This window comes from Massilia sp. LMS1-1-1.1 (genome assembly GCF_040815535.1).
Lineage (GTDB): Bacteria > Pseudomonadota > Gammaproteobacteria > Burkholderiales > Burkholderiaceae_D > Janthinobacterium > Janthinobacterium aestuarii.
Window position 1 is genome coordinate 769,488 of the sequence record NZ_JBFPNG010000012.1, and the last position, 25,287, is coordinate 794,774.

26 protein-coding genes are annotated in these 25,287 nt (G+C 63.1%); 11 read left to right on the forward strand and 15 right to left on the reverse strand.

What is annotated here, in order from left to right; translation table 11 throughout:
* Nucleotides 1–71 precede the first annotated feature (71 nt).
* Entirely contained in the window at nt 72–1,991 is a 1,920-nt protein-coding gene (locus MRBLMS1_RS13445) for a methyl-accepting chemotaxis protein (RefSeq protein WP_485879712.1), read from the forward strand.
* A gap of 7 nt (nt 1,992–1,998) precedes the next feature.
* Here the strand turns inward: MRBLMS1_RS13445 and MRBLMS1_RS13450 are convergent, their stop codons facing one another.
* Nucleotides 1,999–2,898, reverse strand: coding sequence for a LysR family transcriptional regulator (locus MRBLMS1_RS13450; RefSeq protein ID WP_139092679.1), 900 nt, complete (start codon nt 2,896–2,898; stop codon nt 1,999–2,001).
* Between the two features lie 119 nt (nt 2,899–3,017).
* Between MRBLMS1_RS13450 and MRBLMS1_RS13455 the strand changes: the two genes are divergently transcribed.
* The gene (locus MRBLMS1_RS13455; protein ID WP_485879713.1) at nt 3,018–3,953 is read left to right on the forward strand and encodes a DMT family transporter; all 936 of its coding nucleotides are present in this window, start codon (nt 3,018–3,020) and stop codon (nt 3,951–3,953) included.
* A 67-nt stretch (nt 3,954–4,020) separates the two neighbouring features.
* On the opposite strand, the gene MRBLMS1_RS13460 is transcribed toward MRBLMS1_RS13455, so the two are convergent.
* Nucleotides 4,021–4,899, reverse strand: coding sequence for a serine hydrolase (locus tag MRBLMS1_RS13460; protein ID WP_139092677.1), 879 nt, complete (start codon nt 4,897–4,899; stop codon nt 4,021–4,023).
* Between the two features lie 416 nt (nt 4,900–5,315).
* On the opposite strand from MRBLMS1_RS13460, the gene MRBLMS1_RS13465 reads away from it, so the two are divergent.
* The gene (locus MRBLMS1_RS13465; protein ID WP_485879714.1) at nt 5,316–6,575 is read left to right on the forward strand and encodes a sensor histidine kinase; all 1,260 of its coding nucleotides are present in this window, start codon (nt 5,316–5,318) and stop codon (nt 6,573–6,575) included.
* Complete coding sequence (locus MRBLMS1_RS13470) at nt 6,572–7,321, forward strand: LytR/AlgR family response regulator transcription factor (RefSeq protein ID WP_485879715.1); 750 nt, start codon at nt 6,572–6,574, stop codon at nt 7,319–7,321. The genes MRBLMS1_RS13465 and MRBLMS1_RS13470 overlap by 4 nt, the downstream gene beginning before the upstream one ends.
* Nucleotides 7,322–7,344: 23 nt before the next feature.
* On the opposite strand, the gene MRBLMS1_RS13475 is transcribed toward MRBLMS1_RS13470, so the two are convergent.
* The gene (locus MRBLMS1_RS13475) at nt 7,345–7,563 is read right to left on the reverse strand and encodes a TOBE domain-containing protein (RefSeq protein WP_034757699.1); all 219 of its coding nucleotides are present in this window, start codon (nt 7,561–7,563) and stop codon (nt 7,345–7,347) included.
* Between the two features lie 173 nt (nt 7,564–7,736).
* On the opposite strand from MRBLMS1_RS13475, the gene MRBLMS1_RS13480 reads away from it, so the two are divergent.
* Nucleotides 7,737–8,222, forward strand: a complete 486-nt coding sequence (locus tag MRBLMS1_RS13480; protein ID WP_128139639.1) for a hypothetical protein — start codon at nt 7,737–7,739, stop codon at nt 8,220–8,222.
* 56 nt (nt 8,223–8,278) lie between these two features.
* On the opposite strand, the gene MRBLMS1_RS13485 is transcribed toward MRBLMS1_RS13480, so the two are convergent.
* Nucleotides 8,279–9,334 carry a sulfate ABC transporter substrate-binding protein gene (locus MRBLMS1_RS13485; protein WP_485879716.1) on the reverse strand — a complete coding sequence of 352 codons (1,056 nt, stop codon included), beginning with the start codon at nt 9,332–9,334 and terminating at the stop codon, nt 8,279–8,281.
* A gap of 301 nt (nt 9,335–9,635) precedes the next feature.
* On the opposite strand from MRBLMS1_RS13485, the gene MRBLMS1_RS13490 reads away from it, so the two are divergent.
* Nucleotides 9,636–10,166 (forward strand): GNAT family N-acetyltransferase, encoded by a 531-nt coding sequence (locus MRBLMS1_RS13490; protein WP_485879717.1) that lies wholly within the window; start codon nt 9,636–9,638, stop codon nt 10,164–10,166.
* Between the two features lie 65 nt (nt 10,167–10,231).
* Here MRBLMS1_RS13490 and MRBLMS1_RS13495 read toward each other — a convergent pair whose 3' ends face one another.
* The gene (locus MRBLMS1_RS13495) at nt 10,232–11,056 is read right to left on the reverse strand and encodes a class II glutamine amidotransferase (RefSeq protein WP_485879718.1); all 825 of its coding nucleotides are present in this window, start codon (nt 11,054–11,056) and stop codon (nt 10,232–10,234) included.
* 232 nt (nt 11,057–11,288) lie between these two features.
* Between MRBLMS1_RS13495 and MRBLMS1_RS13500 the strand changes: the two genes are divergently transcribed.
* Nucleotides 11,289–12,125 carry an EAL domain-containing protein gene (locus tag MRBLMS1_RS13500; RefSeq protein ID WP_485879719.1) on the forward strand — a complete coding sequence of 279 codons (837 nt, stop codon included), beginning with the start codon at nt 11,289–11,291 and terminating at the stop codon, nt 12,123–12,125.
* Between the two features lie 100 nt (nt 12,126–12,225).
* A complete protein-coding gene (locus tag MRBLMS1_RS13505) occupies nt 12,226–12,975 on the forward strand; it encodes a YcbK family protein (RefSeq protein ID WP_436481138.1) in 750 nt (249 codons plus the stop codon).
* Nucleotides 12,976–13,107: 132 nt separating this feature from the next.
* Here the strand turns inward: MRBLMS1_RS13505 and MRBLMS1_RS13510 are convergent, their stop codons facing one another.
* Nucleotides 13,108–13,311 (reverse strand): DUF3460 family protein, encoded by a 204-nt coding sequence (locus MRBLMS1_RS13510; RefSeq protein ID WP_485879720.1) that lies wholly within the window; start codon nt 13,309–13,311, stop codon nt 13,108–13,110.
* A gap of 81 nt (nt 13,312–13,392) precedes the next feature.
* On the opposite strand from MRBLMS1_RS13510, the gene MRBLMS1_RS13515 reads away from it, so the two are divergent.
* Nucleotides 13,393–14,274, forward strand: coding sequence for a LysR family transcriptional regulator (locus MRBLMS1_RS13515; protein WP_485879721.1), 882 nt, complete (start codon nt 13,393–13,395; stop codon nt 14,272–14,274).
* On the opposite strand, the gene MRBLMS1_RS13520 is transcribed toward MRBLMS1_RS13515, so the two are convergent.
* Nucleotides 14,250–14,717, reverse strand: coding sequence for a PACE efflux transporter (locus tag MRBLMS1_RS13520; RefSeq protein WP_034757742.1), 468 nt, complete (start codon nt 14,715–14,717; stop codon nt 14,250–14,252). The genes MRBLMS1_RS13515 and MRBLMS1_RS13520 overlap by 25 nt on opposite strands.
* Before the next feature lie 182 nt (nt 14,718–14,899).
* Between MRBLMS1_RS13520 and MRBLMS1_RS13525 the strand changes: the two genes are divergently transcribed.
* Both MRBLMS1_RS13525 and MRBLMS1_RS13530 read left to right on the forward strand, forming a co-directional pair.
* Nucleotides 14,900–15,349 carry a hypothetical protein gene (locus tag MRBLMS1_RS13525; protein ID WP_485879722.1) on the forward strand — a complete coding sequence of 150 codons (450 nt, stop codon included), beginning with the start codon at nt 14,900–14,902 and terminating at the stop codon, nt 15,347–15,349.
* Nucleotides 15,350–15,457: 108 nt separating this feature from the next.
* Entirely contained in the window at nt 15,458–17,632 is a 2,175-nt protein-coding gene (locus MRBLMS1_RS13530; protein WP_485879723.1) for a putative bifunctional diguanylate cyclase/phosphodiesterase, read from the forward strand.
* Here the strand turns inward: MRBLMS1_RS13530 and MRBLMS1_RS13535 are convergent.
* The 8 genes from MRBLMS1_RS13535 to flgG form a co-directional block, all read right to left on the reverse strand.
* Nucleotides 17,617–18,717 carry a glycosyltransferase family 9 protein gene (locus tag MRBLMS1_RS13535; RefSeq protein ID WP_485879724.1) on the reverse strand — a complete coding sequence of 367 codons (1,101 nt, stop codon included), beginning with the start codon at nt 18,715–18,717 and terminating at the stop codon, nt 17,617–17,619. The genes MRBLMS1_RS13530 and MRBLMS1_RS13535 overlap by 16 nt on opposite strands.
* 151 nt (nt 18,718–18,868) lie before the next feature.
* Nucleotides 18,869–19,912, reverse strand: coding sequence for a hypothetical protein (locus MRBLMS1_RS13540; RefSeq protein WP_485879725.1), 1,044 nt, complete (start codon nt 19,910–19,912; stop codon nt 18,869–18,871).
* A 5-nt stretch (nt 19,913–19,917) separates the two neighbouring features.
* Nucleotides 19,918–20,829 (reverse strand): flagellar hook-associated protein FlgL, encoded by a 912-nt coding sequence (gene flgL / locus MRBLMS1_RS13545; RefSeq protein WP_485879726.1) that lies wholly within the window; start codon nt 20,827–20,829, stop codon nt 19,918–19,920.
* 10 nt (nt 20,830–20,839) lie between these two features.
* Entirely contained in the window at nt 20,840–22,201 is a 1,362-nt protein-coding gene (gene flgK, locus MRBLMS1_RS13550) for a flagellar hook-associated protein FlgK (RefSeq protein WP_139092667.1), read from the reverse strand.
* A gap of 81 nt (nt 22,202–22,282) precedes the next feature.
* Nucleotides 22,283–22,675, reverse strand: a complete 393-nt coding sequence (locus tag MRBLMS1_RS13555; RefSeq protein WP_485879727.1) for a rod-binding protein — start codon at nt 22,673–22,675, stop codon at nt 22,283–22,285.
* Entirely contained in the window at nt 22,672–23,784 is a 1,113-nt protein-coding gene (locus MRBLMS1_RS13560; protein ID WP_034757769.1) for a flagellar basal body P-ring protein FlgI, read from the reverse strand. The genes MRBLMS1_RS13555 and MRBLMS1_RS13560 overlap by 4 nt, the downstream gene beginning before the upstream one ends.
* 9 nt (nt 23,785–23,793) lie before the next feature.
* Complete coding sequence (gene flgH, locus MRBLMS1_RS13565; RefSeq protein WP_230518686.1) at nt 23,794–24,456, reverse strand: flagellar basal body L-ring protein FlgH; 663 nt, start codon at nt 24,454–24,456, stop codon at nt 23,794–23,796.
* A gap of 11 nt (nt 24,457–24,467) precedes the next feature.
* The gene (gene flgG, locus MRBLMS1_RS13570; protein ID WP_170846442.1) at nt 24,468–25,256 is read right to left on the reverse strand and encodes a flagellar basal-body rod protein FlgG; all 789 of its coding nucleotides are present in this window, start codon (nt 25,254–25,256) and stop codon (nt 24,468–24,470) included.
* Nucleotides 25,257–25,287 lie beyond the last annotated feature (31 nt).

The following is a 25,287-nucleotide window of genomic DNA, read 5'->3' on the forward strand; positions in this document are numbered from 1 at the left end:
GAGAATGCTTTCATAGAGAAATAGTGCAGAGCACTGTTTCTCGTCACTAACATCGAAACGAGGAGTCCATCATGTTGTCTTCCCTTCGCACGCGGCTGGTGCTCATCTGCGTGGCCATCGTCGTACTGTCCATGCTGGCCTTGTCGGTCGCCAATTACGTCACCACGCGCAGCAGCATGCTGGCGTCGTCGGACCAGCAGATGCAGCAGCTGCTGCAAAGCCAGTCGGCCGTGTTGGCGCAATGGGTCGATGGCAAGAAAAAGGTCATGGCGTCCGTCGTCATGTCGGCCGAGACGCCCGATCCGCTGCGCGCCTTCGAGATCGCGGAAAAGGCTGGCGATTTTGCTGAAGTGTTCATCGGTTACGCGGACAAGCGCTCCGTGTTTACCCATCCGGGCCGCCCGGCCGATTTCGACCCCACGGCGCGCGCCTGGTACACGGACACGGTCAAGGCGGGCGTGCCGATGCTCACGCCGCCGTACGTGGACGCGGCCAGCCACAAACTCGTGGTGTCGTTCACGGCGCCCGTCGGGCCGAAACAGGCATTGGTGGGCGTGGCGGGCGCGGACGTGCTGCTCGATACGGTGATTGCCAACGTGGTGGCGATCAAGCCGACGCCGCACAGCTTTGCCTTCCTCGTCGACCAGAGCGGCACCATTATCGCCCACGCAAACAAGGACCTGAGCCTGCAGCCGGTGGCGAAACTCGATGCGTCGCTGTCGGCCGCGCAGGTCAACCGCCTGGAAATCGCGCGGACCAGCGAGGCCGTGCGCCTGAATGACCGCGACGGCAAGCTGTACGTCACGCGCGTGGCCGGCACCGACTGGCTGCTGGCCGTGGTGCTCGACCAGCAGGAAGCCATGCAAGCCTTGCAGACGATGCTGACGACGGCCACCGTCACGGCCGCGCTGCTGACGGGGCTGGCTGCGCTGCTGCTGTCGCTGCTGGTGTTCAAGATGCTCAAGCGCCTGGAACTGGTGCGCGACGCGCTCGACGACATCGCCTCGGGCGAGGGCGATCTGACGCGACGCCTCGATGCTTCCGGCGTGGATGAACTGGCGCAGATCGCCGGAGCCTTCAACCGCTTCATCGACAAGATCGCCGCCGTGCTCGTGAAAATCCGCACGGCCAGCGAATCGGTCAAGGTATCGTCATCGGAAATCGCCGCCGGCAACCAGGACCTGTCGTCGCGCACGGAACAGCAGGCGAGCTCGCTGGAAGAGACGGCCGCCTCGATGGAGGAGCTGACCAGCACGGTGAAACAGAACGCGGACAATGCGCGCCAGGCGAATCAGATGGCGCAATCGGCGTCCGGCGTGGCCAGCAAGGGCGGCCAAGTGGTGGCGCAGGTGGTCGATACCATGGCCTCGATCAACGATTCGTCGAAGAAGATCGTCGACATCATCAGCGTCATCGACGGTATCGCTTTCCAGACGAATATCCTCGCGCTCAATGCGGCCGTGGAAGCGGCGCGCGCGGGCGAGCAGGGACGGGGCTTTGCGGTGGTGGCGACGGAAGTGCGCAGTCTGGCCCAGCGTTCCGCAGGCGCGGCGAAGGAAATCAAGCTGCTGATCGACGATTCGGTGAGCAAGGTTGATTCGGGCGCGCGCCTCGTCGACGAGGCTGGCGCGACGATGCAGGAAATCGTCGACAGCGTGCGCCGCGTCACCGACATCATGGGCGAGATCACGGCCGCCAGCGTCGAGCAAAGTGCCGGCATCGAACAGGTGAACCAGGCGATTGCGCAAATGGACCAGGTGACGCAGCAGAACGCGGCCCTGGTGGAAGAGGCGGCCGCCGCGGCGGAAAGCCTGCAGGACCAGGCCAGCACCCTGGCGCAGGTGGTGGGCGTGTTCAAGCTCGATGAGGGGCAGGCGCCGGCGCCTGTCAAACCCGTGGTGCGGGCCGCCATCGCACCGCGCATCGCCAGCCGCCCAGCAACGGTGCACGTCGCCAAGCCGGAACGCAGCGAAGAGTGGGAGACTTTCTAAGTAGCGTTCAAGCGCGCCGGGGCGCCAGGGTCGGCGCCATCTGTTTCGCCACGTCGAAAAAAGCGTTGGTGGCCGGCGTGTTCTGGCGCCGGTCGCGCACGGCCAGGCCCACCTTGCGGCTGACGGGCGGATTCAAGGGCAGGGCGACCAGCTCCGGATACTGCTCGCGCAGCCGCTGCGGCAGCGCCAGTTCGGCGACGATGGACAGGCCGTCGCCGCGGCTGACCATGTCGAGGATGGTGATCACCTGGCTGATACGGTACGGTACCTGCGGCTGCAGCCCCGCGTTGGCGAACAGCGGCTCGATCAGGCAGGCGCAGCCCGCCTCGGACATGATGAACGGCCCTTCGCACAATTGGGCCAGGGTGATGGCCGTTTCGCTTGACAGCGGGTGGCTGCGCGGCACCAGCGCCATCATCTGGTCTTCCACCAGCGGCGCCGTATCGAAACGTTCGTCTGGCAGCACGACGAAGCCCACGTCGACCCGCCGCTCGCGTATCCACTGCACCACTTCATGGTCGGCGCCTTCGTCGATGCGCAAGTCGATGCCCGGATAGCGCAGGCGGAATTGCGCCGTGATGGCAGGCAGCAGATTCAGGGACGACGTCGGGCCGAATGAACCGATGCGCAGGCTGCCCTGGCGCTGGCCCAGCACGTCGGCCGCTTCCTGGCGCATGGCTTCGGACAAGCCCAGGATTTCGCGCGCGCGCACGAGCAACTGGCGGCCCACGTCGGTCAGCTCGGCCGAGGCCTGGTGGCGCACGATCAGGTCCACGCCCATTTCCTTTTCCAGCGCCTTCAAGGCATGCGAGACGGCCGACTGGCTGATACCCAGCTGCGCGGCGGCGGCGGAAAAGCCGTGCAGTTCGGCCACCAGGGTAAAAATTTCCAGTTGCGTGAAGGTCATGGTGTGGTTTCTTTGTGTTATGAGTATTTACTCATTATTTCATGAGTTGATATTAGTATTAATATATAAGTGTACAGCAACACACCACCCGCCGCGCAAGCGGTCAAACAGGATATCCCATGTCTTCTTCCGCCATACCATCAGCCGCTTTGCCTGCCGTGCAATCGCCGCTCGTCTACCTCAAACTGATTTTCGTCGCCCTGTTCTGGGGCGGTACCTTTATCGCCGGGCGCGTACTGGCGCAGCAGATGCCGCCCATGACGGCCGCCAGCGGACGTTTCGGCGTGGCCGTGCTGCTGCTGCTTGTGCTGGCCTGGAAACTGGAAGGGGGCTTGCCGCGCCTGGACCGCAAGCAATTGATGACGACGGCGGCCCTGGGCCTGACGGGCATCTTCTTGTACAACCTGTGCTTCCTGGCCGCGCTGTCGCGCATGCCGGCGGGGCGCACGGCTTTATTTGTCGCGCTGAACCCCATCGTCACGGCGCTGGCCTCGGCCATGCTGTTCCGCGAACGGCTCGGATCGTTCAAGTGGCTGGGCATCATGCTGGCGTTCTGCGGCACGGCTATCGTCATCACGCGCGGCGATCTGGCCGGCGTGCTGCATGGCACGGGTGGCGGCATCGGCATGGGCGAAGTGTTCATGTTCTGCGGCATTTCCAGCTGGGCCGCCTACACCCTGATCGGCCGGGTAGCGCTGAAGGGCTTGTCGCCGATTGCCGCCACCACGTATGCGTCGATGTGGGGCCTGGCCTTTTTGCTGGTGGGGGCGGCCGTGGAATTCCCGAGCGTGCCATGGCACAGCTTCGGCTGGCAGGTGTGGGCCGCCATCGGCTACCTGGGCGTGTTTGGCACGGTGATCGGCTTTGTCTGGTATTACGAGGGCGTGAAGGCGCTTGGCCCGTCGCGCACGGCCGTGTTCAACAACCTCGTGCCCGTGTTCGGCATCGTGCTGGCGGCGGTGCTGCTGGGCGAGCCGGTGCTTGCCTCGATGCTGGTGGGCGGGGCGGTGACGATTGCCGGCGTCATCATGACCAACCGGCAAATCAAGGCTTAACCCTAAGCAAGGACTGGGGTCGGACCCTGAGGGTCCGACCCCGGCAGTTCAAGGGCTAACTAAGTAATCAGCGGGCGCGGCGGCGTTTACTTGGCTTCGCCGGCGCCTTCTTGTGCCGGCTGACCGAGGCGCGCATCACCTTCGGCTCTTCGATGCCGTTCTCTGCCGCCAGCATGCGGCGGATGTTGACGGCGTCCATGGCGCGCACGGAATTGGCGCGCGCGTTGAGCAGGATCATCGTGGCGAACTTGCCGGCTGACTTGATGCGCATGATCAGGCAGCGGCCCGCTTCATTCGTGTAGCCCGTTTTCGACAGGCCGATGTCCCAGCCCTTGGCGCCCACCAGGCGGTTCGTGTTGTGGTATTCCACGTCGCGGCCCTTGATCTGGATCACGTCCTTCGAATCCGTGGTGATGCGGCTGATTTCCGGGTAGCGCGAGGCGGCCACGGCCATCTTGACGAGGTCGGCCGCCGTCGACTGGTTATTCGGCGACAAGCCCGTCGGTTCTTCGATGACGGTCTGGCGCATGCCCAGGGCCTTGATCTTGGCGTTGACGGCCACGGCAAACGCCGTCGGGCCGCCGGGGAAGGTGCGTGCCAGCGAAGCGGCGGCGCGGTTGTCGGACGACATCAGCGCCAGTTGCAGCACGTCGTGACGGCTCAGGCTGGCGCCCACGGGCACGCGCGAGGTGCTGTGCTTCAGGGTATCGACGTCCTCGCGGTCGATGCTGATCTCTTCCTCCATGTTCGCCTTGGAGTCGAGCACGACCATGGCTGTCATGAGTTTGGTCAGCGAGGCGATGGGCACCACCACGTTGGAATTTTTTTCAAGCAAGACTTTGCCTGTGCCGTCTTCGACCACCAGTATCGACTGGGAACCGAAAGGCACGGCGATGGCCGCTGTCGAAAGCGTCATCAGCACCGCGGCGAACATTTTTTTGAGCATGGGATTGTATGTGGAAAAGCAGTTTTGGGGCGCCATCGTGGGCGCTGCGCGCAAATCCGGAACGGGGCCGCGCGGGGACGCGGCGTGTATCTCGGAGGCAATATTTGCCAAGCTTAGACAATACCATTAAAGTTCAAGCGATGTCTACGGTACAGGCCCGCAACAGGCGGCGTTGCGGCCAATTTGGCAAATAAAAACGGCTATTCTTGCCGTAGTGAAAATTGTTACGCAATTATTGATTTCATCTTGGAAACTTCGTATGATTTGAGCAATATTGGCAACGGGGGTACGGCGGGCGCCGCGCGCTTCGTCGTTGATGCCTGCCGCTTCGTGCTTCGTCGCCCCGCGCTATGCCCCGCAACAGGGGCGCCGTAGACTGCGTTCATGCCTGAATCACAGACCACGGAGAACGCATCGTGTTAAAAAAATATACGGACTGGTACCGCAGCGTCGATGAGGAATCGCTGCTGGTGTTGAAACACCCCGAGATGGCGGAGCAGGTGCAAGGACGGATGCGCCGCTACATCGCCATGAAGCTGGCCAAGCTGACGCCGATCGAGCGCCAGCAGTTGCACGATTTCCTGCTCAAGTATCGCGGCGCCGGTTTTTACATCGCCGCGTGCAAGCTGATGCTGTTGTTCAGCGCCATCGGCGTTGCACTGCACTTGCTGCTGCCGGCCAAGTTCGAATTGCTCAAGGCCCTGGTCTTCAGCAACGGCCTGGGGTTTGCGCTGGTGTGGGGCCTGGTGGGTGTCTGGTTCAATTACCGCAGTTCCGTGCGCAACAAGCTCAAGAAACTCTTGCTGATCGTGTCGACCTGTGTGGCCGGGGTGGCCGTTGGCGTGCTGCTGGCCGGCTTGAGCGATACCGGTTCCATGGACATGGCCTTCGAGCGCTTGTTGCGCGTGGGCGGCACGGCCTTGCTCGTAGCTTGCCTGTTTTACATGGTGCCGCTGGCGATCGTGACCACCTGGCGCAACCGGCAGTACGAAGCGCTGACCCTGCAGCTGCAGCAGGATGCCGAACGCGACCGTCTGGCGCGCGAACTGAGCGAATCGCAGCTGCGCCTGCTGCGCGCGCAGATCGAGCCGCATTTCCTGTTCAATACCTTGGGCGCCGTGCAGCAGCTGGCCGAGCAGGGCGCGCAAGGTGCCGGCAAGGCCGCGGCATTGACGGCCGACCTGATCGCCTTCTTGCGCGCCAGCCTGGCGGAAATGCGCAGCGAGCAAGTGCCCTTGCAAAGCGAGTTCGACATGGTGGCTGCTTATTTGCGCGTGATGCAGGCACGCATGGGCTCGCGCCTGCGCTATGCGTTGGACTTGCCGGCCGAGTTTGCGCACGCGACGATTCCCAGCATGATCTTGCTGACCCTGGCGGAAAATGCCATCAAGCACGGTATTGAACCATCGTTGCGCGGCGGCGAGATCCGCCTGTCGGCGCTGCGGGTGGGCGGCATGCTGTGCCTGCGCGTGCAGGATACGGGCATGGGTTTGCCGGAAAGCGGCACGGGCAGCGCACAGGGCGGTGGCCTGGGCCTGGAAAACGTGCGCAGCCGGCTGTTGCTGTCCGATCCGTCCGCCAGTTTGATCCTGCGCGATGGCGAAGAGGGCGGCGTGATCGCTGAAATATTGCTACCCATTAAAATTGCATCGAGCCTGAAAGACCCTGCCGCATGAATACCACCATCCTGATCGCCGAAGACGAACCGCTGATGCGCGAGCGCCTGCAAATGCTGCTGGCGCAAGCCTGGCCCGAGGCGCACGTCGTGCTGGTGGCGGAAAACGGCAACGATGCCTGGGACGGTTTCCTCGAGCATGAGCCGGACGTGGTCTTTCTCGACATCCGCATGCCAGGCCTGTCGGGCCTGGAAGTTGCCGAACGCATCGGCAAGCGCGCCCACGTGGTGTTCGTCACGGCGTACGACCAGTACGCCGTCGATGCGTTCGACGCAGGCGCCGTCGACTACCTGTTGAAACCCGTGCAGCCCGAGCGCTTGCAGCGGGCGCTGGCGCGGCTGCGCGACAAGCTCGGCGCGCAGCCGGCCGACATGGCCAATTTACTGCAGTCGCTGCGCGCGGCCTTGCCGGCGCCGCCGCGCGACAAGTTGAAATGGATCAAGGCCAGCGTGGGCAAGCAGATCCGCCTGATCAACATCGACGACGTGCTGTTCTTCCAGGCCGACACCAAGTACACGCGCGTCGTGCTGGCCGGTTCGGAAGCGCTGGTGCGTACGCCATTGAAGGATTTGCTGGGCGGCCTCGATCCGGAACAGTTCTGGCAAATCCACCGTGGCACCATGGTCAACGTGAAAGCCATCGAGGCGGCTGAACGCATCGACGCCGAGCGCATGCAGGTGCTGGTGCGCGGCAGCACGGAAAAGCTGCCCGTCAGCCGCACGTTTACATATCTGTTCCGCGATTAGCTGGCAAGGCAAACGCCGCGCGCTTACTGGATCTTGGCGATCGACACTTCCGTCGATTTGACCAAGGCGATGACTTCGCTGCCCACCTTCAAGTCCAGGTCCTTGATCGAGCGCGAGGTGATCACCGACGTGACGATGCCGTGCGGCGTTTCCACATCCACTTCCGAGACCACGGGCCCAAAGATGATTTCCTTGATCTTGCCGCGAAACTGGTTGCGTACATTCACTTCCGAGATAGCCATGATATTTCCTTTGTGCCCGTAATACGCCATGCGGCGCGACAAGGCCAGAGTACGGCCCGCGCGCGCTTTTGACCACGAATCGATGCGCATATCGATATGCGCAAAGCGTGCGTCTGCGCTGACGCAAGCACATTATTCGCCTATACTTGGCTGCAACATCCTGGAGGTTGGCCATGCGTCCATTGCCCTTGTTGCTGCTCTTGCCCTCATTTGCCGCGCTGGCGGAACCGGCTGCGGCGCTGCAGCCGATGGCTTTCCTGGCCGGCCATTGCTGGAAGGGTGAGTTCCCTGGCGGCAAGCAAACGGATGAGCACTGTTTCCAGTGGCTGTATGGCGGCCGGATGCTGCGCGACGTGCACACGGTGCGCAGCCCCGGCAAGCCTGACTACATGGGCGAAACCACGTATTACCACGATCCCGCCGCAAACAAGGTCGCCTTCCTGTATCTGGAAAACAGCGGCGGCCACAGCCGTGGCACGATGCTGTCGGCGGACGGCGGCCTCGACTTTCCCGCTACCGAGTACGTGGGCGCCAAGGGCAAGACCTTGACTTACCGCGTGCGCTGGACGCCCTCGGACGATGCCTATGAGGCGGCCAGCGAGATGCTGGTGGACGGCCGCTGGGTGCCGCAGTTCAAGCTGGTACTGAAGAAACAGTGACCTTTTCTCCATAAAAAAAACCGGGACATGTCCCGGTTTTGCTGATACGGCAGAGATTACTTCTGATAAATCTTGTCGAACTCGCCGCCATCGTCAAAGTGTTTCTTTTGCGCTTGTTTCCAGCCGCCAAACACGTCATCGATGGTGAACAGGGTGATCGGCTTGAAGCTGGCCGCGTATTTCTTCGCGACTACGGCCGAACGGGGGCGCAGATAGTGCTTGGCGACCAGTTCCTGGCCTGGCTCCGAGTACAGGTATTGCAGGTAGGCCGTGGCTTCCTTGCGGATGCCGCGGCGGTCGACGACCTTGTCGACGACGGCCACGGGCGACTCGGCCAGGATGGAGATGCTTGGATACACCACTTCGAAGTTGTCGCCGAATTCGGCGCGCACCAGTTGCACTTCATTTTCAAACGTCACCAGCACGTCGCCGATTTCACGCTGCGTGAAGGTGGTCGTGGCGCCGCGGCCGCCGCCGTCCAGCACAGGTACGTTCTTGAACAGCTTGTTAACGAGGTCGCGCGCCTGCGCTTCGCTGCCGCCTTTTTTCACGGCATAGCCCCAGGCCGCCAAGTAAGTATAACGGCCATTGCCCGAGGTTTTCGGGTTCGGCACGATGACCTTGATGCCGGGCTTGGCCAAGTCGTCCCAATCCTTGATGCGTTTCGGGTTGCCTTTGCGCACCAGGTACACCATGGTCGAGTAAAACGGCGCCGCATTGTTCGGGAATTTCTTGGCCCAGTCGGCCACCACAAGGCCGCGGTCGACGAGGATATCGATGTCATTGGCCTGGTTCATGGTCACGACGGACGCTTCCAGGCCATCGGCGACGGAGCGCGCCTGCTTGCTCGAGCCGCCGTGCGACTGCTTGATGGTGATGGTTTCGCCCGTTTTGGCTTTCCAGTCAGCAATAAATGCGGGATTCACATCCTTGAACAGTTCGCGCATCACGTCGTACGAGGCGTTCAGCAAGACCACGGGTTCGGCGGCGCCAGCTGTCATCGGCAGGCTCAGGGCGGCGGCGGAAGCGGCCAGGGCGCTAGCCAGGAACCAGCGGCGCGAGCGTTGGGTGAGCGTCGCTGCGGTAGTCGATACGGCGTTGGAATGGGGCATGTTGAACTCTTGTTGTGAGAATAGATAGACATAGTCTAAAATTCCGGCCGGAAAAGAAACGAATTTTTCGTAATATGCTTAGATTTGATTCCCGTTTACGCTAAAAAACAGATATCGATTTTTGGAAACATTCGTGGGCAAGGCGCGCACCAGCACTTAGTCTGCAGGCATGGCGCCATAGGCAAAACCGGTCTGTGGCGTGCGGCAAAAAACCCGATTGCGCCGCTTGGTGTATAGTCGAATCGCACGATACAGGGGTGAAACCGTCTGCATCGGCAACTGGAATATTTTGTGAGCGTACATGAGTCTTGAAATTCGTATTGCAACATCGACCGACGCTTTCGAGGCGTGCAACGTATTACGACGCTCCATCGTCGAATGCTGCAGCCTCGATCATCGGGACGATCCGGCCATCCTGGAAGCCTGGCTGGGCAATAAAACACCGCAGATGGTGGCGTGCTGGTTTGCGTCGCCCACCAATTTTTCGCTGGTCGCAGTCGAGGCGGGCGCCGTGGTTGGCGTCGGCTTGCTGACGCGCGCCGGCAAGCTGGCCCTGTGCTACCTGCTGCCCGAGGTGCAAGGCCGCGGCGCCGGCAAGGCGCTGGTGGAGCAGCTGGAAGCGCAGGCGCGCGAGTGGGGCATCAAGGCCTTGCAGCTGCACAGCACGGCCAGCAGCCAGGCTTTTTTCGTCAAGCGGGGCTATGTCGAGGCGGGCAATGTGCGTTCGCCATATGGCGTGGAAACGATTTTTTGCTGGAAACAGATTGATCCCGCAGGCATTGCCAGTGGCGACCCCAAGCGCAAGCGCTTTTGCAACTGCAATTCGGCTTGACGGCTATCCTGCATTTCAGCCCGCCTATCCGGCGGCGGGCCTTTCCTCCCTTTGAGTAATTCCCCTCAGTAACTGATCTGGATATACACGCCTGGTTGCATGCCTTGTTGCGCGCTATCGTTTGCTGGCAGCAAGGTGCCGCCGGCAAACAGTTTCAGCTCGCCGGGCGCGAAGGCCAGCCAGTCCTCGTTTTGCGTCAGCGGATGGGTGGCGATGACGGCGATGCGGTCGTCCAAGTGGTTATGCTGGCGAAAGTCGATGCTGCGCTCGCAGTCGATCAGTTGCGCGACGGAAAACGGGTATTCGCGTATCACATAGTGCAAATGCGTGGAACAGTGGGCAAACAGCAGTTCGCCGTCCGACAGGATGAAATTGAAAGTGCCGTGCGCGGCGATGTCCGTGGCGACCTCGGCGATGGCGGCGCGCAAGTCGGCGCGCGCGGGTTCACCGAGCGGAAACTGCGTGTGCAAGTGGGCCAGCAAGTGGCAAAACGCCTGCTCGCTATCCGTGTCGCCGCTGGCGCGATAGTGCGCATTGGCGGGCGCGCGCCACGTTTTCAAGTCGCCATTGTGGGCGAAGGACCAGGTCTTGCCCCACAGTTCGCGGGCGAACGGGTGGGTGTTTTCCGGCGCGATGCGGCCCTGCGTGGCCTTACGGATGTGCGCGACGATGTTTTTCGCCTTCACGGGATGCTGCTGCACCTGCGCCGCCAGCGGCGAATCGATGGCGGCCAGGTGATCCGTCAGCAAGGTGCAGCCGCTACTGGAATGATAGGCGATACCCCAGCCGTCGCGGTGCTCGTCCGTGCGTCCGCCCCGCTCGGCAAAGCCGGCAAAGGAAAATCCCAGCGCTGCCGGCTTGCTGCTGTTCATTGCGAGTAACTGGCACATGGCGGCCCTTCCTGATGGTATCGGTACATGCCCACAGTAAAGGCGGGTGCCGGGCGCGGGAACGAATGTTTCCGACTATCGTTATGCGCTGGCCGTCGCATGTCTTATGTGCTGGGCGCATATCAAATGGCGAAACCATTCGTTCTCCTTTGCTTTGCGCTGCCTTAGTCTGCACACTTTGGCGCCGTCTTCCCCACGAGGGCAGCCGGCGCAGCCCGATGAAGGAGCACGTATGCCATTTCCCGTCCTGAAAAATTACCTGGCCCGCCTGTCGCACCAAACCCAGGCTGGCACCAGCGTCTGGCTCGACGGGGAGGGCAGGGCGCTGGGGCGCTTTTTCAATTGCACCATGACGAGCGCCTTCCAGCCGCTGCGCGAACTGGGCAGCGGCAAGCTGGTGGCGTTCGAGGGCCTGGCGCGCAGCGTGTCGAAGGCGGACGAGGGCTTGTCGCTGTGGCGCTTGCTTGACCACGCGGCCAGCGACGACGAATCCGTGGAGCTGGACCGGCTGTGCCGCATGCTGCACGCGATCAATTTCTTCCGCCAGGGCGAAGCGGAGCAGTCGGACCTGTACCTGAACGTGCACGACCGCCTACTAAGCGCCGTCAGCAGCAATCACGGCCACGCCTTCCAGCGCATCCTCGACGCGCTGGGCTTGCCCATCGAGCGCATCGTGCTGCAATTGCCGACGGTTACGACTAACCAGGGCTGGCTGCTCAATTACGTGGCTGACAATTACCGGCGCAACGGTTTCCGCTTGGCCATCAACGTGGCCAGCGTGCAGGAAGCAACAGGCATGCTGGAGCGTTTGCACCCGCATGCGTTCAAGCTCGACGCGGGCAACCTCAGCGACGAGCAGGCCGTCGCCAGCTTCGTCACCGTGTGCCATGCGGCGAAAATCCGCGTCATCTTCAAGCGCCTCGACACGCCGGCGGCGCTGGCCGCACTGCAGCGCATCGCCGCCATCACGGGCTTGCCCATCGTGGCCCAGGGTTATCTGCTCGACAAGCCTTTGACGGCGCTGGCGAAGGCGAAAGAAGGCGTCGCGTTCGTCGCGGCCGCCGCATAGGGCGCCCAATACTGAAATGAGGGCGACACGATAGGCAATGGAGGGTTTTTCTTCGCAGCACAATACGCTATAGTATTCCCATCGTTAAATTGGACTGACTATGGCATCGCGCAGAAATTTTCTACATCACGGTATGGGCCTGGCCGCGCTGGGCCTGGTAGCCACCCCTCTCATCGGCTGCGCCTCGCGCACGGCCGCTCCTGCGTCGGCTTCGGCCAGCGCCAAGCCGCGCGCGCCGCGCACGGCCGTGCCACCGCAGCCGACGCAATTGGCCAGCGTCGACCGCTCGATCACGTCGCAGTCGCGCCAGGCCATCACCGAGATGGAACCGCCTCCCGATATCTTCGACGCGCAGGCGCTGGACCTGGAATTCTGGCTCAAGCCCCGCACCCTGGAAGTGGTGCGCCCGGCCAGCAATGAAAAGGCCAAGCTGCTGTACTGGAAAGATGGCGAAGTCATCGATTCGGCCTACCAGGAACTGTGCCACTTGCTGCGCGACGTGAACGGCAAGAAGACGGCGCCGATCGACCCGAAACTGCTGGAAACCCTGTGGGGTACGCAGGCGTTCGTGGCCCGTTACGGCATCGAGCAGCCGCTCGAGATCCTGTCGGGCTACCGTACGGCCGAGTCGAACAGCCGCCTGCGCGAAGCGGGCGTGCCGGCCGCGCGCCAGTCGCTGCACATCTCGGGCCGCGCCGCCGACATCCGCGTGGCGAATCTGAACGCGGAAGTGCTCGGTTCGCTCGTGCGCAGCTTCAAGCAGGGCGGCGTGGGCTTTTATTACCGCAACGGCCCGCGTGGCGGCTGGATTCATGCGGATACGGGCCTCCAGCGCACCTGGAAAGGTTAAACGAAAGATTAAACACCTGACAAAACCGTCGCGAGCGGTAGTGATTTGTGGCCGAGACGCGCAGCCGTACGAAGGTACGGCGAGCATCGCAGGCCGCAAGGCGCACCGCGCAGTAGGTTTGGTCAGGCGTTTTTAGTCGTAGTGGTAGGGCGGCTCCGGCACGCTGTCTGCGTGGATCAGTTCCAGTTCGCGCGGCTTGGCCGGGCGCTCCCACCAGATGCGCCAGCCGCGGCGCTGGCTTTCCAGTACTTCCGGGTGCGTCTGCAGATAGCCGTCGATAAAGCGGGTAAAGTCCGAGACATAGCCGCTGCGGCGGTACGGTAGTCGATGGCGCATGCGCGTCCTCCCATGGTTTTTCTTTTTGACCGCCCTGGCGCGTAAAAGTGCCGCACTTTCCACCGCACTTTCCACATTCCCATGAAACTGTCCAGCCATAACATCGAACTGTTCCTGGCCGTCGTCGACGGCGGCTCGTTCTCGGCCGCCGCGCGCACCTTGCGGCGGGCGCCATCGGCCGTCAGCATGGCGATGGCCAATATCGAGGCGGAACTGGGCATCGCCCTGTTCGACCGGGGCGCGCGCGAAGCCGTGCCCACGCCGGCCGCCACGGCGCTGATTCCCCATGCGCGCCTGATCGCCGAGCAGTTGAAGCAGTTGCACCTGCACGTGCAGGAATTGTCGCAGGGACTGGAAAGCCGCATTTCGCTGGGCATCGCGGCCGAGCTCGACCATGCGCCCTTCCTGGCCGCCGTGCGCGCGCTGTCGCAGCGTCATCCCTTGCTCGACATCGAGGTGCTGACGGCGCCGCAGGACGATGTGCTCGACATGCTGCACCGGGGCCGCATCAGTGCCTGCATGGCTTTCGCTGGCGGGCGCATCAATCACGAAGAACAGTTCCAGCTGGTGGGCAGCGATGCCTTGCTGGCGATTATCTCCACCCAGCATCCGCCCGACGTGGCGGGGCGGCCCTTGTATATCGAGGAATTGGTGAATTTGCGCCAGATCATCGTCGCCAGCCGCGAACTCGACCTGGCCGATGCGCGCCCCGTGGTGGGGCTGTCCTATTGGCGCACGGACAGTTTGCCGATGGCGTTATCGATGGTGGAGGCGGGACTAGGCTGGGGCAACTTTGCCGCCTCGGCCATCAAGGATTCGCTGGCGGCGGGGCGGGTGCGCTGCGTGGCGTTCAAGAATACGGGCAATGGCCTCGTCGTGCCCATCCACCTCGTGTGGATGAAGGACCGGCCGCTGGGCATGGCGGCGCGGTCCTTTCTTCAGTTGCTCAGCGAAGCGGCCTGAACATTCGCTGGCTCTTCCTTCGGCTGCTGCGCCGACAGGGGCACGCCGAACAGGCCGTCGAAGAAGTAATTGAAGATGAAGCTGTAGCACGGGATGATCAGCATCAGCGCGAAATCGAGCACGAACGCTTGCCACAGGCTGATGTCGAGCCACCAGGCGATCAGCGGGATCAGGTAAATGACGAGCGTGATCTGGAAACCGATCGCGTGCAGGATGCGGCGCCAGACGGTGCGCGTGCGCGACACTTGCCGGATTTCCCAGTATTCGAACGCCGTGTTGTAGAGCAGGTTCCAGATCACGGCGATGGTGGTGATCATGATCGCCAGCGGTCCCGTGCTGGTGGGCGATTCGCCCGAAAGCAGGGTGAGCCAGGCCGTGGAAATGGCCATGCCGATGATTTCAAAGGCGGTGACGTAGACGATTTTGCGTTTGATGCCTTGCATGTAAAGCCTGTAAAGAAGAGATGGCGGCCATTTTAAGTCAGGTACACTGATGTTTGAAGTCGATAGCTGTCAGTTTTTCTGATCGATTCGTCGTGGGAATACCATGCGCCCCGCGAACGGTGGATAATGGCGGCTGGCGGGCAACCGGTCCCGCCGCATCACCGCAGAAAAGGTCAACGAGCATGCAAGGCGCAGCAGACAGCAATATCCCCGATACCCCCGCTAGCCCGGAAGAACGTCCCCGTTTCCGTCCCCGTCCATGGGAGCACCTGGAAACGCCGTACGACGTGGAAGTGTGGATCGAGGAACATAACCGTAGCATGCAGGACAATATCCGCGCCACGGAGACGGGCGTGGGTATCTGCTTTACCCTGGCCGAAGGGGGCGATATCTATATGCAGACGAGCGCCGACGGCGCCGTCGTATTGGACGTCACGCCGGACGCGGCCTGGGTGTCTCCGCTGATCAGCGCGGCCACGGGCTGCGAGGCTCCGGACTCGTCCTTGTGGATATTGCCGGACGATAAATTGATCCAGCTGATCGTGGGGCTGTCGAGCCTGGTGGCTAGTACTTTGCTGGTGGTCGGTCATGATTTCGGCTTGCGCCGGCACCGTATGGGCATGGGGCGCTAAGCGGCCCTGTTGCAGAAACGGCATCCATGGCTCGACACTGCGCGTGGCGCGTGCTAGTCTCGCTACTGCACCCACCTGTTTTCCAGGGCGGCCGTGCCAAGGACAGCCATGGATACACCACCGCAAGCGGTACCTGCTCTGGATTCCTCCCCGCCCGGCCACGACGGCGCGCCGCGGCATGTCGCGCCCCTGCTTGACGATGGCGTCTTCAGTCCGGAACGGATGAAGGCCGAACGCGAACAAGCGTATTTCAACGATTTATACCTGCTGGCGCCCGTCGCCTATTTCGTGCTGGGCCTCGATGGCGTGATCCTGCAGGTCAACCTGGTGGCGGCCGAGCTGTTCGGCCTGGCGCGCGGGCGTCCCGGCCACGTGCTGTTCCGTTCTTTTGTGCACGAGGCGTTCCGCCGAGATTACGAACAGTTCGTGGAGCGCGTGCTCAATAGCAGCGAGCCCGAGCGCATCCAGCTGCAGGTGCAGCTGCCCCCGCCGCGTCCCGGCGTGCGCGAGGCGGGCTTGCCCGTCAGCCTGCTGGGCAGCGCCGACCCGAACGGCCAGGCGCTGCGCCTGGTGCTCGAGCAAGCCGAGGGCAAGCTGGCCGCGCTCGAACGCAGCGAAGAGCGCTTCCGGCGCATCGTGCACAGCGCCGAGGAAGGCATCTGGGAAATCGATGCGCAGGCGCTGACCAGCTTTGTCAATCCGAAGATGGCACACATGCTCGATTGCCAGATCGAGGATATGCTGGGCCAGCCGCTGGCGGCCTTCATGGATGAGGAGGGGCGCGCCATCCTCGAGCGCAACATCGCGCGTCGCCAGGACGGCATCGTCGAGCGCCACGAATTCAAGTTCCTGCGGCGCGACGGCAGCACCTTGTGGGCCACCCTGGCCACCAATCCCATCTTCGACTCCAGCGGCACCTACCTGGGGGCGCTGGCGCTGGTCAGCGACATCACGGCGCAGCGCGCCGCGTCCGAGCGCATCTGGCGGCAAGCCAATTTTGACCAGCTGACGGGCTTGCCGAACCGCCACATGTTTCTCGACCGCTTGCAGCACGAGGCGGCCCATGCCAAACGCGAGGGCGCTTGCCTGGCCCTGCTGTTCATCGACCTCGACCATTTCAAGCAGGTGAATGACAGCCTCGGCCACGAGAAGGGCGACATGCTGCTGCGCCAGGCGGCGCGTCGCATCAGCGAGCGCGTGCGCGCCACCGACACGGTCGCGCGCCTGGGCGGCGACGAGTTCACCGTCATCCTCGCAGGCGTGGGGCAGCTGGGCGGCATCGAGCGCGTGCTGCAGGAATTGACGGCCGCGCTGGCCCTGCCGTTCGTGCTCGACGGCGACACGGCGCAAGTGTCGGCCAGCGTGGGCGTGGCCCTGTATCCGGCCGACGCCGAGTCGCCCGACACCTTGCTGCGGCACGCCGACCAGGCCATGTATGCGGCCAAGAGTGCGGGGCGCAACGGCTACAGCTATTTCACGCCGGCATTGCAGCAGGCGGCCGAATTGCGCCGCAGCACGGTGCGTGAAATGCGCCTGGCGCTGGCGCAGGACCAGTTCGAAGTGCATTACCAGCCCATCATCCGCCTGTGCGATGGCAGCATCGAACGGGCCGAGGCGCTGCTGCGCTGGCGCCATCCGCTGCGCGGCTTGCTGGCACCGGCCGATTTCATCGGCTTTGCCGAGGCGAACGGCCTGATCATCGATATCGGCGAGTGGGTGTTTCGCCAGGTCGTGCGCCAGGCGCGGCAGTGGCAGGACGAGCATGGTAGCGCGTTCCAGATCAGCATCAACAAGTCGGCCGTGGAATTTCGCTGCGACGCCGCGCTGTACCAGGACTGGGGCGGGCATCTGGCGCGCCACGGCCTGGCGCCGGGCGCCATCGTCATCGAAACAACGGAAGCGGTGCTGCTCGACGAAGCGCGCCAGGTGGTCGACCGGCTGCGCCAGTTCCGCGCCATGGGCCTGGCGCTGGCGCTCGACGATTTCGGCAGCGGTCAGGTGTCGCTCGCGTGCATACAGAAGGCCGATATCGACTTTCTCAAGATCGACCGTTCGCTGGTCGGCGAACTGGGAGGCGATGGCGCCGGGCAGGGCTTGTGCGAGGCGATCATTGCCCTGGCGCAGCGCCTGGGCTTGAAAGTCGTGGCCGAAGGCGTGGAGACGGCGTCGCAGCGCGATTTGCTGCGCGCCGCCGGCTGCGACTATGCGCAGGGGTATTTCTTTTCCCGCGCGCTGCCGGTGGGGCAGATGGACCGCCTGCTGGCGTCTCAGCCGGCGGCTTGAACTGTCTCCTGCGCCGGGCCGGCGCCCTCCATCAGTTGTTCCACGGCGGCCAGTGTGTCGACATCGCTGACGGTGGCCAGGGTCAGACCGGGCGCCAGGATGACGCGGTAGTGGCGGCTGGCCGGATAAAACCAGCGGTAGTTGTCGGTGCGGATGTAGTAGCCGACGATTTTCTTGTCATACGCCGAAGCGATGTGGATCACCGACGTGTCGGGCGACAGCACCAGCTCGCAGCGGCGTATCAGGGCCGCCAGCTCCAGGATGTGGCCGGTGGGCGGCGCGCTCATCACGTTGGCATGGCCGGCGCCGCGCACGATCTCGGCGGCGCGCGCTTCGGTGCCCGGCGCGGCGATCACCAGCAGCGCATGGCGCGGATAGCGTGCCGCCAGGGCGGCGCAGCAGCGCTGTGCATCGGCCACGCTGACCGTGCGTTGCGCATTGCTGCCCTGGAAATTGAGGCAGAACAAGCCTTCATGGGTGCGCAGCAGGCTGTCGCAGGCGGCGTCGACCCGTGCCGCATGCGCATCCACGCCGAACAGTTCATAGCGCATATCGATGTCGCGCAGGCCAAACTCCTCGAACGTGGCGAAAAAGCTGTGCAGGATGTGGCGGCTGCGATCGCACGGTACCGTATGGTCGAACATGCCCAGCTTCGCCGTCGAGGTGCCGTACTTGGGAATGGCAAAACCCGTCAGATAGCGCGCACCGAGCCATTTGATACGCAGCAGCAAGGGAATCGAAAAGCGGTTGTAGGGGTTGAAGATGACGTCGTAGCGGCGCCGGCGCAGGTCGGCGATGGTGGTGCGCAAGTCGCGCAGCAGTGGCTGCTTGTCCCAGATGAGGATCTCGTTCACATGCGGATTGCCGGCGATGACATCGCGGTTGGCGCTGCTGGCGGCCACGTCGATCTGCCAGTGCGGATAGTTTTTCTTCAGTTCGCGCAGCAGGGCCGACGTGACGATCATGTCGCCGATCTTGTCGTTGCGCAAAATCAGCACCTTGCGCACCTTGGCGATATCGAGGGGCTGCTTGCCGGATTTGCCCAGCAGGGCATAGCTGATCAGCCGGGCGGCGGTTTTTATCAAGGGAACTCCGGAGGTGGATGACGGGATGCGCCGGCGTATTGGTGAATCAGCCAGCGACAGCAGCATCTTACGGATAGGCTCTGTCATCGGCAAGTAGGGGCATGCCCCATTATTGCCGCGTGCGCCAGGGCGGCGCACGCGCGGGAAGCGGTTATTCCAGGCCCAGCAGGGCGACGACTCTCTCTCGGCTGATGCCGACCAATGCCGAGCTGATCGCCAGCAGCGATTCATAGCCGGGTTCGCTGGCCTTTTGCGTGAAGTTTTCCGCCAGGGTATCCATGCTGACGTTCACTTGCACCGGTTGCGCACGGGCGACCCGTCCTGTTGCTTGCGCCAGGGCCAGGCTGACGGAACTGCGCGCCGCCTGCAACTGCGCCAGCGCCTGCACCACTTGCTGCAAGGTGGCGCGCAGGGCTTCCACGTCGCCGGTATTCCATTCTTCCGGGGCGATGGCGGCCGGTTCCGCATCCGTGCGCACGCGGCTCATCTGGCCGGTCGGGTAGCGGATACCGCTGCCGCGCACGGACAGGCTGTCGCGCACGTTGGCCCAGGCCGCTTCCGACGTACTGAACACCAGTTCGCCATTCTCGCCCAGCTTGACGCCGATGCCCGATGGCATCAAAGCGCGGTCAAAGCGCGAGACGATTTCGTTCGTGCTCAGGCCAGGTTCGATATTGACCGAGCGCAAGGCCTGGTTCGCGCCGCCGACGGAAAACGCCAGCACTTCCTGCGGGCCTTCCTGCAGGCTGGCCATGGTCAGGCCGCGGATGCTGAAGTTCTGCTGTGCCGCTTGCGGGCTGGTATAGCCGAGCTGTGCGTCGAGCGTGCCGCCCGAGGCGCTGGCGCGCTGGCGCCAGGTATTGCTGAACTGGCGTACTCTTGCCTCGACTTGCCCTTCGCGGCCCTGGCGCGCGGCCAGCTTGGCCGCCAGTTCGCTTTTCAGCGCTTGCAACTGGCTGCTGCTGCGTTCCAGGTAGTCGAGTGTTTGCTGCGCGTTGGAAATCTCCCCCTGCAGCTGGTGATCCCAGTTGCTCAGGCCACGTTGCAGGCTCGCCGTTGACCTCTTCGCCGCTGGCGCATCGCTGCGCGCACTGGCGCTGCCGTTGATGGCGGCGGACGCGTCATCGACGGCGCGGGCTGTGCCGGCGCCTTTGGCATTGACGCCGGAAGAGGAGGAGGTCTGAACGATTTGCATGATGGTCAGAGAAGATCAAACAGGGAAATGGTGCCAACCTTGGCGTATGCCTTGTATGTTGCCTGGAGGGCAGTCTGGTAGCCGGTCAGTTCGATGGCGGCCGCGCCCATGTCGGTTTTTTTTAAATCGGACAAGGCCATGTCATTCGACAGCGCCACATTGGCCAGGTTGCCGGACAAAGTGGACAGAATGTTCTGCGCGCCGCCGAAGATGGCGATCTTGCCCGAGAGCAGATCCATGCCGTCATCCGTGCCGTTCAGGCCTGCGCCCACCACGGCGCGCACGGCCGGGTCGTTCGGACTGACGCCCGGGGTGCCAAGGGTGGTGATGACCTGGTCGATCTTGTTGAGCCATACTTCCAGGTTCTTCACGTCGACGTTGGCCGCCTGCGTCACGCCATTGCCCACCACCACGGTTTGCGTGTCGGTGTTGCCGATGTAGCTGTAGCGCGAACCGGCAGCCGCCGTCGCGTCGTACTTGATCGCCGGTTGGTCGGTAGCGGTGCCGGAAAACATGTAGCGGCCTTCCTGGTCCTTCAGATTGGCCGTGTACAGCACGCTGTCGCGCATGGCGACCAGCGATTGCGTCATTGCATTCAGGTCGTCGGGGGCATTGCTGCCGTCGGCCGCCCACACCAGCAGGTCGCGCGCCTGGCCCATGTCGGTAACCATGCTCGACAGGTAGTTTTCGTTTTTCAGCAGGCGCACTTTCACCGTGGCGATATTGTCCTGATATTGCGAGACCATGGCTTGCTCGCGCGTCAGGCGAGAAATGCGCACGTTGCCGATCGGATCGTCCGATGGCAGCTGGATGCGCAAGCCCGAGGCCATCTGCTGGGTCAGGTAATTGATGCGTTCCTGGTTTTGCTGAAGCGAAATATTGATCAGCGATTGGTACTGGCTACTGGCGATACGCATGATCTTCTCCTTAACCCATCATTTGCAAAGTGGCATCAAACAAGGTATTCGCCACGGAAATGACTTTCATGTTTGCCTGGTACATATTCTGGAATTCGACCAGGTTCATTGCTTCCTCGTCCTTGTTCACGCCGCTCGTGGATTTCCAGTCGTCGATCGCTTGCGCGCGCACCGTGTTGGCCGTCTTCAGCAAGGACTGGTTCTGCTGGCTGTAGATAGCCAGCTTGCCGACAAGCTGCGTGTCCGCGTCGCTCATCAGGACGGAACCCACCCAGCTCACGGTGATCGGCTGATTCTTGATGTCGATCAATTTCTGCAGGTTGCCGCTGTCGCCAGCCTGGCCCGTCAGCGACAGGGCCAGGTCCTTGGCGTTGAAGCCCGGGGTAATGCTCAGCTTGCCATTCGCGTAGGCCAGCAGTGGGGCACCGGGAGTGCCGGCCATGGTTGTTCCCAGCGCCAGCTGCGCGTTGACCTTGCTGGTCAATTGGGTAGCCATGTCTTGCAGCGACTGTTGCAGCGGTTTCAGGGTATTTTTCTCGAATTCGCCGAGGCCGCCCATCTGGCCGCCGATGGCGACCAGATCGAGCGTGTACGAGGACTTGGCGAAATCGAGGCTCAGGGTTTGGTCGCCCGTGTTCGTCATGCTGCTGGTCAGCGTGCCAGCCAGGCTGCCGATGACGAGCGGCTGGCCCGACTTCAGCGAAACATTGCGCGAGCCATCCGGCTGGTCGAGTACCTCGATGCCCATTTGCGCCGCCAGGCCATCGATCAGCTGGTCGCGCGCATCCATCAGCGACGACACATTCGTGCCAGACGCCGTGGAGGTGCTGATGCGCTGGTTCAACGCGGCGATATTGGCCAGCGCGGTATTAGCTTGCGGCACGATCGCTGCCCGTTGCTGCTGCAGCGACAGCAACTGGTTGCCCATGACGGTGCTGATGCTGTTGAAGCGCTGCGCCATGGCGTCGGCCGAGGTGACGATCTGCTGGCGCAGCGGCGTCGACGTCGGGTCGACGGCGGCCGCGTTCAGGGCCTTGAAGAAACCGTCGATGCCATTGCTGATGCTCGACGCATCGTCGCCCATCACGCGTTCGAGCTGGGTCAGGTAAGGCTGGGTCTGCGAACGGGCGCCCTGGTCGGACGCGGCGCGCCACATTTGCTGGCTTTTATAAGCATCGGCAAAGCGCAGCAGGGCGGACACTTCCACGCCATTGCCGGCCGAGCGCACACCGGCGGTGGCGCCAAGCGACGACAGCAGTACACCCTGGCGCGTGTAGCCCGCCGTTTGCAGGTTGGCGATGTTCTGGCTTGCCGCATTGAGTGCGGCCTGGGCGGCGATGCTGCCTGACAATGCATTGCTGATGATGCTCATTGGGCAAGTTTCTTTCGTGAAGAGTGTGGCGCGTGCGAGTGGGCGGGCATTGAGTCCTTGTTACCTTGTACAGGCGACACTTCAGACGGATTTATTAAGCGGCGTTGCAATATCGTCGGTCTTGGCGGCGCTTTTGGCTGCCACGGGGGCACCGGCCGCCGGCAGCAGCTGGCGCAGGATGGCGTCGGCGATGCCGAAGGCGCGCTGGCCGGCCATTTTGTCGGCCACCAGGTTGTCGGCCATTTCCAGCATGTCGCTGTTGACCGGGTCCTTGAAGACGCTGTCTTCGCCCGCCATCTCGCGCGTGCCCGAACGCATCTGGCGCAGCATGTGCGAGATGAAGAAGGCTTCGAACTTGACGGCCGCCTCGGTGGCCTTGGCCGCATAGCGGGGGTCGGCCGGCGTGGCGGCTGCGGGAGAGCGGTCGTCGAGTGCCGAGGGCAGGGCGCTGCTGCTGTCGTTGATATTCATCATATAACCACCAGTTCGCCTTCGATGGCCCCGGCTTGGTCCAGGGCTTGCAGAATTGCCATGATGTCATCGGGCGAAGCGCCCAGACTGTTGACGACGTCGATGATGGCCTGCAGCTTGGCGCCGGCCGGCCATTTGAACATATTGCCGTTGCCCTGGTCGACGGACACCTTCGATTGCGGCGTGACGGTGGTCTGGCCGCGGCCGAATGGCGCCGGCTGGCTTACTGCCGAGCTTTCGGAAATGACCACTTTCAGCGAGCCGTGCGTGACGGCGGCCGCCTTCACGCGCAAGCCTTCGGCGATGACCACGGTGCCGGTGCGCGAATTGAACACCACTTTCGGCGTGTCGACGCCGACGTCGACGGAGAGCGCTTCCAGCTTGGCCATGAAGGCAACGCGCTGGGTCGGGTTTTCCGGCGCCAGTACTTCCACGCTGGTGGCGTCGCGCGTGGTGGCGACGGCGCCAAAGCGGCGGTTGACGGCTTCGACGATATTGATGGCCGTCTCGAAATGCGGGTGGCGCAAGTTCAGGGTGACGGTCGGCTTGGTCGAGAAATCGCTGAGGATTTCGCGCTCGATGTTGGCGCCGTTGGGAATGCGGCCCGAGGTGGGCGTGTTGACGGTGACGGACGAGCCGCTCTTGCCTGTGGCGTTCAAGCCGCCGACGACGACGTTACCTTGCGCCAGCGCATACGTTTCATTGTCGGCCGCGCGCAATTGCGTGAGCAGCAAGGTGCCGCCACGCAAGCTTTTCGCATCGCCAAGCGACGAGACGGTGACGTCGATGGCCTGGCCACGGCGGTATCCCGGGGGGAATACGGCGCTGACCATGACGGTGGCGACGTTCTTGCTTTTCGATTCGGCGCCATCCGGCATCTTCACGCCGAACTGCTTGAGCATGTTGACCACGGACTGGCTGGAAAATTTTACCTGGGTGGTGTCGCCGCTGCCGTTCAGGCCCACGACGAGGCCGTAGCCGACCAGCGGATTGTCGCGCACGCCCTCGATGCTGACCAGGTTGCGCAGCACTTGCGCGGCGCTGGCGGGCAGGGCAAAGCCGGACAAGGCAGCGAGCATGGCTGCCAGGGGCAGGGCGGAACGAAATTTCATGAGCTCACCTTAAAACGGCATCCATGGGCCGACGAAGAAGCGCGTCAGCCAGCCTGGTTTGTTGGCTTCGGCCAGGGTGCCCTGGCCGGAATAGGCGATCTGCGCATTGGCAATGCGCAACGATGACACCTGGTTGTTCGAATCGATGTCGGCCGCGCGCAGGTAGCCGCGCAGGCGCACGAATTCCTCGCCCTGGTTCAGGGTCAGGGTTTTCTCGCCCTGCACGCGCAGCAAGCCGTTCGGCAGCACTTCCTGCACGATCACCGTGATGGCGCCGGACAGCGCGTTTTGCTGCGTGCTGGTCGAGTCGCCGGCGAAGTTGCGGTCGGCCGACAGGTCGATGCCCGTCTTGGGGAAGGTCTTGCCGAGGAGATTGGCCGCCTGCACGCCGACGGACGAGCCCTTGTTGAACGAGGTGCCCGCCTTCTTGCTGGCCTGCGTGGTTTCCTGCAGTGCCACCGTGACGACGTCGCCGACGCGGAAGGCGCGGCTGTCGGAAGTCAGGGCCAGGCCCGCGTCGGGATTGAAGACGCCGCCGCCCACGCCACCTTGCGCAGCGCTGCGCGGCGCCACGGGCAGCGGCGTATCGGAAAAGCTGGGCGCCAGGGGCGCCATCGGCTGGCTGGCGCAACCGGCCATCAACACCAGCAGCATGGCTGCCGTGGCTTTCATGGCGGCTGTCATCAGCGTGCCGCTTGCGCCAGGTATTGCAGCATATTGTCGGCGGCCGACAGCACCTTGGTGTTCATTTCATAGGTGCGCTGGGCAGCGATCATGTCGACCATCTCTTCGACCACCTGCACATTCGAGCCTTCCAGCGCGAACTGCTTCAGCTTGCCCAGGGCGCCTTCGCCGGGACGGCCTTCCGTCGGCGTGCCGCTCGATGCCGTTTCCTGGAACAGGTTTTCACCGAGTGCCAGCAGGCCCGTCGGGTTGACGAAGCTGGAAAGGTTCAACTGGCCCAGTTCGGTACCGGCGACATTGCCCGGCACGGTGGCCGTGACCATGCCGTTTTCACCGATGGTGATCGCCGTGGCGTTGTTCGGCACGGTGATCTGCGGCACCAGCGGCAGGCCTTGGGCGTTGACCATCACGCCGTTTTCATTCAGGCTCAACTGGCCGGCGCGCGTGTAAGCCGCTTCGCCGTTCGGGCGCAGCACTTGCAAAAAGCCGTTGCCGGTGATGGCGACGTCGAATTCGCGGCTCGTCGTTTGCAGGCTGCCGGTGGTAAACACCTTTTGCGTGCCCACCATGTGGGTACCGTTACCCAGCTGTACGCCCGATGGCGAGAGGGTATTGTCGGCGCGCTGCGTGCCCGGCTGCTGCTCGACCTGGTAAAACAGGTCTTCGAAGACGACGCGGTCGCGCTTGAAACCAACGGTATTGACGTTGGCCAGGTTATTCGCGATGGCTTGCAGTTTGGCATCTTGTGCTTGCACGCCGGTCTTGCTGATCCACATTGCTGGATTCATGATGTACTCCTGGTAATTGGTTGGCGTTGGG